General features: G+C 72.2%; 8 protein-coding genes. 3 read left to right on the forward strand and 5 right to left on the reverse strand.

Going from position 1 to position 11,417, the window contains the following annotated elements:
- Positions 1-1,277: 1,277 nt before the first annotated feature.
- Positions 1,278-1,862, reverse strand: coding sequence for a TetR/AcrR family transcriptional regulator (locus ACZOOI_RS24250; protein WP_465277792.1), 585 nt, complete (start codon positions 1,860-1,862; stop codon positions 1,278-1,280).
- Positions 1,863-2,013: 151 nt separating this feature from the next.
- Here ACZOOI_RS24250 and ACZOOI_RS24255 point away from each other — a divergent pair, with 151 nt between their 5' ends.
- The gene (locus tag ACZOOI_RS24255; protein WP_465277793.1) at positions 2,014-3,168 is read left to right on the forward strand and encodes an FAD-dependent oxidoreductase; all 1,155 of its coding nucleotides are present in this window, start codon (positions 2,014-2,016) and stop codon (positions 3,166-3,168) included.
- A 969-nt stretch (positions 3,169-4,137) separates the two neighbouring features.
- Here the strand turns inward: ACZOOI_RS24255 and ACZOOI_RS24260 are convergent.
- Positions 4,138-5,385, reverse strand: coding sequence for a trans-sulfuration enzyme family protein (locus tag ACZOOI_RS24260; RefSeq protein ID WP_465277794.1), 1,248 nt, complete (start codon positions 5,383-5,385; stop codon positions 4,138-4,140).
- 306 nt (positions 5,386-5,691) lie between these two features.
- Between ACZOOI_RS24260 and ACZOOI_RS24265 the strand changes: the two genes are divergently transcribed.
- A complete protein-coding gene (locus tag ACZOOI_RS24265; RefSeq protein ID WP_465277795.1) occupies positions 5,692-6,198 on the forward strand; it encodes an Lrp/AsnC family transcriptional regulator in 507 nt (168 codons plus the stop codon).
- Between the two features lie 142 nt (positions 6,199-6,340).
- Here ACZOOI_RS24265 and ACZOOI_RS24270 read toward each other — a convergent pair whose 3' ends face one another.
- Together ACZOOI_RS24270 and ACZOOI_RS24275 are read right to left on the reverse strand one after the other, a co-directional pair.
- Positions 6,341-7,522: a low temperature requirement protein A gene (locus tag ACZOOI_RS24270; RefSeq protein WP_465281278.1), complete on the reverse strand. Its 1,182-nt coding sequence runs from the start codon at positions 7,520-7,522 to the stop codon at positions 6,341-6,343.
- A 154-nt stretch (positions 7,523-7,676) separates the two neighbouring features.
- Positions 7,677-8,861 (reverse strand): lactate 2-monooxygenase, encoded by a 1,185-nt coding sequence (locus ACZOOI_RS24275; protein WP_465277796.1) that lies wholly within the window; start codon positions 8,859-8,861, stop codon positions 7,677-7,679.
- A 442-nt stretch (positions 8,862-9,303) separates the two neighbouring features.
- On the opposite strand from ACZOOI_RS24275, the gene ACZOOI_RS24280 reads away from it, so the two are divergent.
- Positions 9,304-10,575, forward strand: a complete 1,272-nt coding sequence (locus tag ACZOOI_RS24280; RefSeq protein ID WP_465277797.1) for an alpha/beta fold hydrolase — start codon at positions 9,304-9,306, stop codon at positions 10,573-10,575.
- Between the two features lie 118 nt (positions 10,576-10,693).
- Here ACZOOI_RS24280 and ACZOOI_RS24285 read toward each other — a convergent pair whose 3' ends face one another.
- Complete coding sequence (locus ACZOOI_RS24285) at positions 10,694-11,377, reverse strand: GntR family transcriptional regulator (RefSeq protein WP_465277798.1); 684 nt, start codon at positions 11,375-11,377, stop codon at positions 10,694-10,696.
- Between the last annotated feature and the right edge of the window lie 40 nt (positions 11,378-11,417).

Consider the following 11,417-nt stretch of genomic DNA (forward strand, 5'->3'; position numbering starts at 1 on the left):
GCCGACCGGCTGGGATGCGACCGGCCGGGATGCGATGGGCTGGGACGCGACCGCGGGGGATGCGATGGGCCGGGACGCGACCGGGCAGGAGCCGACCGGGCAGGGGCCGGCCCGGCCGGAGCCAGGCGATCAGGAGCCAGGCGATCGGGAGTCGGCCGGGCACGATCCAGGCGGCCCCGGGCCGACCGGAGTTGCGCCGACTCGACGTGCGCCGGACGGGCGTGGATCGGGTGGGTGCGTTCCGGGACGGATCGGCGGACCGATCGCGGACCGGGTTGCGGACCTGTTCGTGGGCCGGGGCGCGAGGCGGACGGCGGGCCGGGTGGTTCGGTCGGACTGCATGCACGAGCATGACGCGTCACCTCCGGTGGCGGCGCGAAACACCGCTCGGCTCGGCCGGTTCGGACCTGCTCGGGACGCTACCCGGTCGAACTGGGCCACCACCGGGGGTAGTCCCCCGATTTCGGCGCGGACTCCGAGGCTGCGGCCGGGGCTTCGGCCCGGCCTTGTGGAGGCTTCGTCCCGGCTCTGCGGGGGCTTGGGCTCGGCTGGCGTTTCAGCCCGGCTTTTCGGGGGGCTTGGGCGTGGCCGGCGCTCCGGTCCGGCTCTGCGGATGCGTCGGTGTGCGGGTGTGCGGGTATGGGGAGCGCATTTGCCTGCGCGCGTCGCGCACCGCGCGCGGGCTCAGGGCTCAGGGCCGGCGCGGGGAGCATCGCTCACCGGCGGCACCGAAGTGGCCCTTCCATGCTGCGGCTCCCAGTGCGTATGGCAGGCTCGTCGGCCACACGATCGGGCGGTCGGGCAGCACACGATCAGGCAGCCCCGCGACCCCGTGATCCCGTACCCCGCGGCCCGCTACCCCGCGGGCATGTGACCACGGGCCACGATGTCGCGGGGCCGAGCGCATTGGTACTGGCGGCACCGAAGTGCGTCCTTCCGTGCTGTGGCTTCCGGTGCGCACGGTGGGCTTGCCGGCCACGATCGGGCGGTCGGGCAGCCCCGCGATCCCGCAGGCAGGTGACCTCGGGGGCACGATGTCGCAGGGCCACGAGCGCATTAGCTCTGGCGGCACCCAAGAGCGCCCTTCCGTGCTGCGGCTCCCGGGCGCACGGTGGGCCCGCCGGCCACCGATCGGGCAGCCACGCGACCCCGCAAGCACGTGACCACGGGGACATGAGATCGCAGAGTCACGAGGCATCAGGGGCACGGGGCCATCGGGTCGCGCCATCCGGGGGACACCGATTGTCCCCACCGATCCCCCCGATCACCCCCACCGATCACCCGCTTGCGTTCTCCGGTGCGCCGAGGTCCCCGGTGAGGCAGCGTTGCAGTTGGGGGCCGAGCCAGGCGATCAGCTCCGGGTGGGTCATGGCCACGATCGGTGGGAGGCGGAGGACGTATCGGCACAGGGCCAGGCCGAGCACTTGGGTGGCGGCCAAGCCGGCTCGCCGGGGGGCTTCGGTCGGGGTCGGGCAGACGCGGGCCACCAGTGGGGCGAGTTGTTCCGCGAAGACCGCGCGCATCCGTTCGGCGGCCTCCTCGTTGGTGACGCCGGTGCGCAGCAGGATCATCATCGCTTCGTCGTCCTCCCAGCGGTCCAGGAAGTGGGCCGAGAGCACTGCTCCGAGTTGCGAGCGGGGGACCGAATCGAGAGCGGGGAGCCGCAGGTCGACATCGGCGGCAGCGGCGAAGAGCTTCTCCTTGTTGCCGAAGTAGCGCATGACCATGGCCGGATCGATCGCGGCGTCCGAGGCGATCGCCCGAATCGTCGCGCGTTCGTAGCCGTCGGCACCGAATCGTTCCCGCGCGGCGGCCAGGATCACGGCTTTGGTCTCGGTCGACGACCTTCGCGAAGTGCTCATGTCAACGATTGTAGGCCAACGCCTGTTGACTTCATCGAGCGAGTGGGTCATGGTTAAGTCAACAGGCGTTGGCCAACAGATGTTGACCAACGCAGCTCGGTCCCCGGCCCACTCGGCGTCGCCGCACCCAGCCACAGCCAAGGAGCTCGCCATGACCCCACAACTCCCCGCCACCACCGACGTCCTGATCGTCGGTGCCGGCCCCGCCGGGCTCACCCTCGCGCTCGCCCTCACCGCCCAGGGCCGCGAGGTCACCGTCGTCGACGCACACGCGGTCGCCGACCACACCTCGCGGGCCGCCGTCGTACACGCCCGCACCCTGGAGGTGCTCACGCCGCTCGGTGTGGCCGGGCCGCTCGTCGAACAGGGCATCCAATCGCCGACGTTCACCATCCGCGACCGGGACCGGGTGGTCGTCCGGATCGACTTCGACGGCCTGCCCACCGCATACCCGTACTCGCTGATGGTCTCCCAGGCCACCACCGAGGCGGCCCTCCTTACCCGGCTCACCGAACTCGGCGGCACCGTGCTGCGCCCGTACACCGTGACCGGCCTCGACCAGGACGCCGACGGCGTGACCGTGACCTTCGAACACGGCGAACGCATCCGCGCCGCCTGGGTGGTGGGCGCCGACGGCATGCACAGCACCGTTCGCGAGCAGGCCGGCATCGGCTTCCAGGGCGGCACCTACGGTGAGTCGTTCGTACTCGCCGACGTGCGGCTCGACGGCGCCGTCTCGGCCGACGAGGTGATCCTGTACTTCGCGCCCGCCGGCCTCGCCGTGGTCGCGCCGCTGCCGGGCGGACGGCACCGGATCGTTGCGCCGGTGGCCGAGGCGCCACACGAGCCGTCACTCGCGTTCGTCCAGGAACTCGTGGACGAACGCGGCCCGTCGGCCGGCCGCATCGTGGTCGAGGAGGTCGTCTGGGGCTCGCGTTTCCGGGTCCACCACCGGATCGCCGACACCTATCGCGCCGGGCGCATCCTGCTGGCCGGCGACGCCGCGCACGTGCACAGCCCGGCCGGAGGCCAGGGCATGAACGCCGGCATCCTCGACGCCGTGACGCTGGCCGAAGCCCTCGGTACGGTTCTGGACGGCGGCCCCACCTCGGCACTCGACGCGTACGGCACCACCCGCCGCCCGATCGCCGAGCAAATCGTGAAGCTCGCCGACCGGATGACCCGCATCGCCACCATCACCCCGGCCCTGCGCCCGCTGCGCAACACGATCCTGCGCACGGTCACCCGACTCCCCGCCGTACGCCGCAACCTCGCCCTCCGCCTTTCGGGCCTCCTCTACCGCTGACTCCGGCCTCCGGACTCCCGGCCTCCGGCCCCCGACTCCGGCCTCCGGGCCCCGGAGCCCCGGTCGTCCGGCTATCGGGTCCGCCCGACCCACGCGACGAGCCCGACGTACGCGACCGCCCGGGTCCGGCTGCCCGACCCACACGGCCCGGCCGCCCGGTCCGCCGGTTCGACCCACCCGACCTGCCCGACCGGTCGCCCGGTTCGCTCGACAGGCCGGTCCGACCCACCCGACCGGTCACCTGACCCGTCTGCCCGGCTGGTTCGCCGGTTCGCTGGTCCGATCTGCGCGGCCCGCCGGCCGCTCAGTCCGGCCGCCTGGCCGGTCCGCCGGCCCGAATTACGCGACCCGCCCGGTCCGCCCGGTCTACCGGCGAGCCGCACGACTTTCCCGCCCGGTTGGCCACCCACCCAGCCGTCCGGCCACCCGGCCCCGAGCCGCCGACCCGGCATGCTTCGCACGCAAGCCCCGGCTCGCGACGAGTCCGCCCTGGTGCGGATGCTCGACCGGGGAGTCTCTCCCGGAGCCTCGTCGGACCCCGTCCCGCCTCACCCCTCGCGCCCCACCTCTGCGCCCCACCCCCGTGCCCCACTCCACCAGGCCGTGCCCGGTCACCCCGGCGGATGGCAAATGCCAAACCCGGCCGAGCCTTGCCGAGTTCCAGTTCCCCCACTCACATCAAGGCGTGAGCCGAAGGCCGCGCCCTGACGAGGCGCCGAGACCGAAGGCGACGCCTCCGACCCCTGCGCCTCCGCCCTCGTGCACCGACCCGGGGCCCTGCGCGCAGCCTGCCCCCGGCTCTGCGCCCGGCGCCCGGCGCCCCGCGCCCCGCGCCCCGCGCCCCGCGCCCCGCGCCCCGCGCCCCGCGCCCCGCGCCCCGCGCCGACTCTGCGCCCTACACCGACCCGGGGCCTGCGTCCACCCGGCTCCCGACCCCCGGCCCCTGCACCCGGTACCGACCCGGCGGCCCTACACCCGCCCTGCGCCCTGCACCGACCCGACGCCCCGTCCCCACCCGGCGCCCGGCACCGAGTCCACCTCCCACACCGACTCGCCATCACGCACCGGCCGCACACCCCGTGCCCGTTCCGCACCCCGCGCGGACTCCGTCCCCGCCTCCCGGGCCGCCGCGTGCTCCACGGCTTTCGACAGGTCGTCCCACAAGTCGTCCTCGTGTTCCAGTCCCACCGAAAGGCGTAGCAACTTCGGGCCGATGGCGCCCTCGTCGCGTGCCGCGTCGTCGATCACGCGGTGGGTCAGGGAGGCCGGATGCTGGATCAGCGTGTCGGTGCCGCCGAGGCTGACCGCGGGGGTGATCAGGCGGAGGGCGCCGACCAGCGTCATCGGGTCGCCCGTCGGCTCGAAGGCCACCAGCGCGCCGCCGATGCTCGGGTAGTGCACTCGCTCGACCGCCGGATGGTCGGCCAGACGTCGGGCCAGCGTGGCTGCCGACGCGGATGCCTTCGCGACCCGGATCGGCAGCGTCGCAAGGCCGCGCAGCAGCAGGTAGCCCGCGAGTGGGTGCAGCAACGCCCCCGTGGCGAACCGGATTTGCCGCAGCACCTGGGCCGTCTCCCGGTCGCAGGCCACCACGCCGCCCATCACGTCGCCGTGCCCGCCGAGGAACTTGGTCGCGCTGTGCAGGACCATCCGCGCGCCGGACTTGGCCGGCTGCTGCAACACCGGTGTCGCGAACGTGTTGTCCACCAGCAGTGGTACGTCCCCGGCCCGGGCGGCCAGTTCGGCCAGATCCAGTTCGGCCAGCGTCGGATTGGCCGGGGTCTCGACCATGACCAGCCCCGTGTCCGGCCGCAACGCCCCGGCCACCCCCTCGGGGTCGACCCAGGTGACCTCGGTGCCGAGCAGCCCGCTCGTGAGCAGGTGGTCCGTGGTGCCGTACAGCGGACGTACCGCCACCACGTGCCGCCGGCCACGTGCGGCGGCGGCGAGCAGGCACGCGGTGACCGCCGCCATGCCACTGGCGAAGGCGACCGCGTCGGCGCACCCCTCCAACTCCGCGAGCGCGGTCTCGAAGCGGCGTACCGTCGGATTGGTCAATCGGCCGTAGATCGGTGAGCCGTCCGGGAGTTCCCCCTCCGCGTACGCGTCGAGCGCGAGCGCCGCGGCCGGCAGGTCCGGCAGCGGATACGTGGTGGACAGATCGATCGGCACGGCGTGCGTCCCCAGGGCGGCGAGGTCGTCCCGACCGGCATGCACCGCCCGAGTCTCGAACAGGTGCCGCCCGCCACCCGAACGCGCGGAACCACCTACGCCCCCCGACCCGCCCGGACCGCTCACGCCGCCCGCGGCACCACCACCGCCCACGGAAACCGAACCACCCGAACCACCCACACCACCCGAACCACCCACACCACCCGAACCACCTGGGCCACCCGCGCTGTCCACACCGTCCAAGGCAGTCGACCCGGCACGCCCGTCAAGTTCCACTCGGAGGTCATCCATACCCGCCATGCTCCGACAATCCCCGGAGAATGCGCCTACCGGCCGAACTATCATCGCCGAATGAGCCAATCCATCGCCCTCGATCCGACTGATCTCGGAATTCTCCGGGCGCTTCAGAACGATGCCCGGATCAGCAACAAGGCGCTCGCCGCCGAGGTCGGGATCGCGCCCTCGACGTGCCTGGATCGGGTCGCCCGGTTGCGCTCGGCCGGGGTGGTGAAGGGTGCGACGGTGGAGGTCGACGCGGCGGCGCTGGGCCGGCCGCTACAGGCGATGCTCGCGGTTCGGGTGCGACCGCACCACCGCGTCGTGCTCAATCCGTTCGTCGGGCACGTGCTCAAGTTGCCGGAGACCCGGGCGCTCTACCACCTGGCCGGACCCGACGACTTCCTCGTGCATGTCGCGGTCGCGGACGCGACCGGCTTGCAGCGGCTGGTGGTGGACGGCTTCACGGCGCGTACGGAGGTGACCCAGGTGCACACCATGCTGATATTCCAGCAATGGCAGGGCGGACCCCTACTCCCACCCGAGCCCCAAGGCCCGGCCCGGCGCCTGACGGCGGGTTAGCCCAGCCCGGCAGCATTCACCCCGCCGTGCCGCGCGCCCACCCCGCAACGCAACGCAACGCCCAGCCCCGCAACGCCCAGCCCCGCAACGCCCGCCTCACCCCCACGCACGCCCCACCCCACAACGCAACGCCCCCCAACACTCACCCGCCCGCCACCGCCTGCCGATCATCACCCCGCCGTACGTCCCCCTCGCCCTGCCGGGCCGACAACACCGTGCCCACCGCGACCGTCAGCGCCGCCACCGCACCCGCCACGGGTACCGCCGCCGTGCCCAGGAAGGTGCACAGCAGGATCAACACACCGGCGATCGGCAGTACCGACTTCTGGGCCGGTCCGATCTTGTGGTGCCGGGAATGCAGCGCGAACGTGCTCAGCAGGAACAGCGCCGCTGGGATCGTCACGCTCGCCGACGCGGCCGTCCGGGAGATGTGCGCCTCGCCCACGGCCTGTTCGACGGCGACCTCCAGTCCCGCGCCGATCGCCGCCGCCGAACCGAAGACCACGTAGTGGCCGTACCCCCACAGGAAGGCCTGCCGGTTGGAGGCGAGGTAGTCGTGGATCGGCACCGCGAAGTAGATCCAGTACGCGGCGAACACGATCAACAGCCCACCCGCGGCGATCGGGAGCAGTTCGTCCAGCGCGGCCTCGTCGTCGAGCGCGGTCTGGATCGCGACGGTTGCGGCGGAGATGCTCTCGCCGAGCATGATGATGGTGAACAGCCCGTACCGCTCGGCGATGTGACGCGGATGCCACGTCGTGGGGTGGTCGCGCTCGGCGATCGCCGGTACCGCGAGTTCGGCGACCACCAGCAGCAGGAACCCCCATGTCCACGCGGCGTCCGGCAGGAGCAGCAGCACCACCCAGCCGAGTTGCACCAGCACCAGCCCGGCCGCGTAGCGCAGCGCGGTGCGCCGGGCCCCGGGGTCGGTCTCGTCGTGGGCCGCCCGCAACCACTGGAAGGTCAGCGCGAGTCGCATGATCAGGTAGCCGACGATGGCGACCGCGTAGTCGCTGTTCTCGAACGCGCGCGGCACCCCTGCGGCCAGCACCAGGACACCGGTGATCTGGACGAGCGTCGCGACCCGGTACAGCGGGTCGTCGCAGTCGTACGCGGAGGCGAACCACGTGAAGTTGACCCACGCCCACCAGATCGCGAAGAACACGAGCAGGTAGCCCGCGAGTCCGTGCCCGGGGTGCCCCTCGGCCAGCGAGTGCACCAGTCGGCTGCCGGCCTGGGCCACCGCAACCACGAACGTCAGGTCGAAGAACAACTCCAGCGGGGTGGATGCGCGATGTGCCTCGGTGATGTCGCGCGAGGTCATCCGCCTCAGGATGGCGTGCGGGGCGGCGGGGCGCGCGGGATCGCTCACGAGGCGGGTCCTTTGGTTCCGGGCGTGATCATGCGCGGAGAGTATCGGAATTCGCACGGCAAATAGGGCCATTTCGAGCCGGCCTTCGGCCCCTCGCGCGGCCCGATCAGTCCGACGTCAGCACCGACGGATGCAACTCACCCAGGCGAGCGTGTCCGGACAGCGCCATCGACAGGTCGAACTCGGCCAGCAGGCACCGCAGTACGTGCCGGACGCCCGCCTCGCCGCCCAGCGCCAGGCCGTAGACGTACGGTCGGCCCAGCAGGACCGCCCGGGCGCCGAGGGCCAGCGCCTTGAGCACGTCCGTCCCGGTGCGTACGCCGCTGTCGAAGAGCACCGTCAGGTTCTCGCCGACCGCCTCCACCACGGCCGGCAGCGCGTCCAACGCGGCCACCGCGCCGTCGAGTTGGCGACCGCCGTGGTTGCTCACCACGATCCCGTCCAGACCGGCGTCGCGGGCCCGGCGTGCGTCGTCCGGATGCAGGATGCCCTTGAGCACGATCGGCCCGACCCAGTTCTCGCGCAGGAACACCAGGTCGCCCCAGGTCTTGGTCGGATCGGAGAACATCCCGGCCCAGTGCACGATCGCCGCCGTCGGATCCTCGGCGACCGGTTTGCTCAGCCCGGCCAGGAAGGCGGGATCGCTCAGGTAGTTCGCGATGCCGACCTGGCGCAGGAAGGGCAGGTACGCGCGATCCAGGTCGTTCGGCCGCCAGCCCAGGAACCAGGTGTCCAGCGTGACCACGAGCACGGTGTACCCCGCCGCCCGGGCCCGGGCGAGCAGGCTGATCGTCACGTCGTCGTCGCTCGGCCAGTAGAGCTGGAACCAGCGCGGTCCCGATCCGGACGCGGCGGCGACCTCCTCCAGCGAATGGGACGACGCCGTGCTCAACACCATCGGCAGCCCCAACGCGGCCGCGGCGCGCGCGGTCGCCAACTCGCCCTCGGGATGCACGATGGACTGCACGCCGACCGGCCCGAGCAGCACCGGCGCGGGCGAGTCGGTGCCCAGTACGGAGCAGGACAGGTCGCGCGTACCCACGTCGCGCAACATGCGCGGCACGATCCGGCGCCGCTCGAACGCCGCCCGGTTGGCCCGCATCGTCGCTCCGCCGCCCGCGCCGCCCAATACGTAGCCACGCGGCCCCGGATCGAGCCGTTCGCCGGCGGCGGCCTCCAGGGCGGCGGCGTCCGTGGGATATGCCGGAGTCTCCCCGGTCAGCAGGCCGTCGAGGTAGATCGAGTCCTGGAAGGCGGAGTAGGGACCGGCAACGTCGGCACCATCGACCACGACTGCACACCTTTCGCCGAGCGGAATCGCAGTACCCGACCATTTCGCACCTGTCGGCCATACGGAAGAGCCGAACGAGTCGGCCCCCGCGCATCGGGGCAGACCTGTTCCTGTGCCGTCCCGACCACCTCCTGTGCCGTGCCAACCGCTTCCTGCGTCGTGCCGACCACTACCCGTGCCGTGCCAACCGCTTCCTGCGTCGTGCCGACCACTACCCGTGCCGTGCCAACCGCTTCCTGTTGCCGTGCCGACCGCCCACCGGCGGAACCCCTCGACATACGGCGGATATTGCTTCGCAGGGAAGCGAGACAAGGAACCCGTTCCTCCGGTGAAATGTCACACGACACAAAGAAGCCCGCGACCCCCGCCGTTCCGCGAGGCAGCCCACCACGCACGGCGAACCCGCACGCGAGACACAGACACGAGCTTGGGGAGAATCCGCATGACCCGCATCACCCGGATACCGGGGATGGCCCTCACCGACCACACGTTCACCGTCCCGCTCGACCACTCCCGTCCGGACGGACCGACCATCGAGGTCTTCGCCCGCGAGGTGGTCGATCCCGCCGCGGCGGACCGGCAACGACCGTGGTTGTGCTTCCTCCAGGGTGGCCCGGGCGGCAAGTCCGGGCGGCCCAATCGCGCCGTCGGCTGGCTCCAGCGCGCGCTGCGCACCCACCGTGTCCTGCTCCTCGACCAGCGCGGCACCGGTCGCAGCACGCCGATCACGCCGAGCCTGGCGGCCCGCACCGCGCCCGAGGAACTCGCCACGCTGCTGCGGTACATGCGCGCGGACTCGATCGTCGCCGACGCCGAGTTCATCCGTCGGCGGTTGTGCGGCGACGAGCCGTGGGAGACGCTCGGGCAGAGCTACGGCGGCTTCATCACGCTCGCCTACCTCTCCCAGGCGCCCGAGGGCCTGAAGTCCTGTTACGTCACCGGTGGGTTGATCGGCCTGGACTGCACGGCGGAGGACGTCTACCACCGCACGTATCCCCGGGTGCGGGCCAAGAACGCCGAGTACTACGCGCGGTATCCGGACGACGTGGACCTGGTGCGGCGGCTGGCCGACCACCTGGCCGACAACGACGTGCGGCTGCCCGACGGCGATCGACTCACCCCGCGCCGGCTACAGTTCCTCGGTCAGGTGTTCGGCATGGGCGACGGCTTCGAGCGGGTGCACTGGATGCTGGACGAGGCGTGGGACGGCGACCGGGTCTCGGATACCTTCCGCGCCGCCGCGATGCACGCCACCGCGCTCACCGACCAGCCCCTGTGGGCCGTGCTCCAGGAGCCGATCTACGGGCAGGGCAAGGTCGCCACCGGTTGGGCCGCGGAGAAGGTGCGCGCGGGGCTCCCGGAGTTCGCCGAGAGCGCCGATCCGCTGCTGTTCACCGGCGAGATGATGTACCCCTGGATGTTCGAGGAGATCGCCGCGCTGCGGCCCTTCCGCGAGGCGGCCGACCTGCTCGCGCGCCACGACGACTGGCCGGTCCTGTACGACGTCGAGCGGCTGCGCACGAACCGGGTCCCGGTCGCGGCGGCGGTCTTCTTCGACGACATGTACGTGGACGCCGACCTGTCGCTGGACACCGCGCGCAGGGTGGCCGGCGTGCGGGCGTGGGTCACCAACGAGTGGGAGCACGACGGCTCCAACGCCTCCGGCGGCGCGATCCTGGACCGCCTGATGGACATGGTGGCCGGCAGGGTCTGACCTGTCACCCCCCCGGGGCGGTCCCGGCCGGCCGACGCCGTGACCGACCCGGGCGGTGGGTCGAACGACCACCGAACCGGCGCCCGGAGTCCGGCAGATCCGGGCCACCGGTGTCGGATCAGCTCGGCTGGTCCGGATTCGCCCACAGGTTGCGCACGTGGCCGATGTGCCGGGCCATCACTTCCTCGGCCCGGGCGGGATCGCCGGTGGCGAGCGCGTCCAGGAGTTCGAGGTGCTCGGCGGCGGAGGCGGCGAGCCGGCCGTTCTGCGCGAGCCGGGACAGGCCGTACAGGCGTGAGCGTTTGCGCAGATCGCCGACCACCCGGACCAGGTGTTCGTTGCCCGCCAGCGCGAGCAACGACAGGTGGAAGCGGCGATCCGCCTCCACGTACCCGATCAGGTCGCCCACCTCGGCCGCCGCGACGATCTCCTCGGCGACCGGGCGCAGCGCGGCCAGTTGGGCATCGGTGACCACGCCCGCGAGGCGGGCCACCACCGGAACCTCGATCAGTGCGCGGACCTCGGTGAACTCGTCCAACTCGCGGTCGGAGAGCTCGGTGACCCGAAATCCCTTGTTGCGCACGGCCTCGACCAGTCCCTCGTTGGCGAGGTCGAGCATCGCCTCGCGGACCGGTGTCGGTGACACGCCGAACTGCGCGGCCAGCGCGGGCGCGGAATAGACCACACCCGGCCGCATCTCGCCCGCGATCAACGCCGCGCGCAACTCTCGTGCCACCCGGTCCCGCAGGATCGGTCGTTCGTCGAAGGACGGCAGCGCGAGCGCTCCGTGTCCCGTGTCCATGGTGCCTCCTCCCGCCATGTTACTGACGGTCAGTCACCCT

This window comes from Embleya sp. L77 (assembly GCF_055557415.1).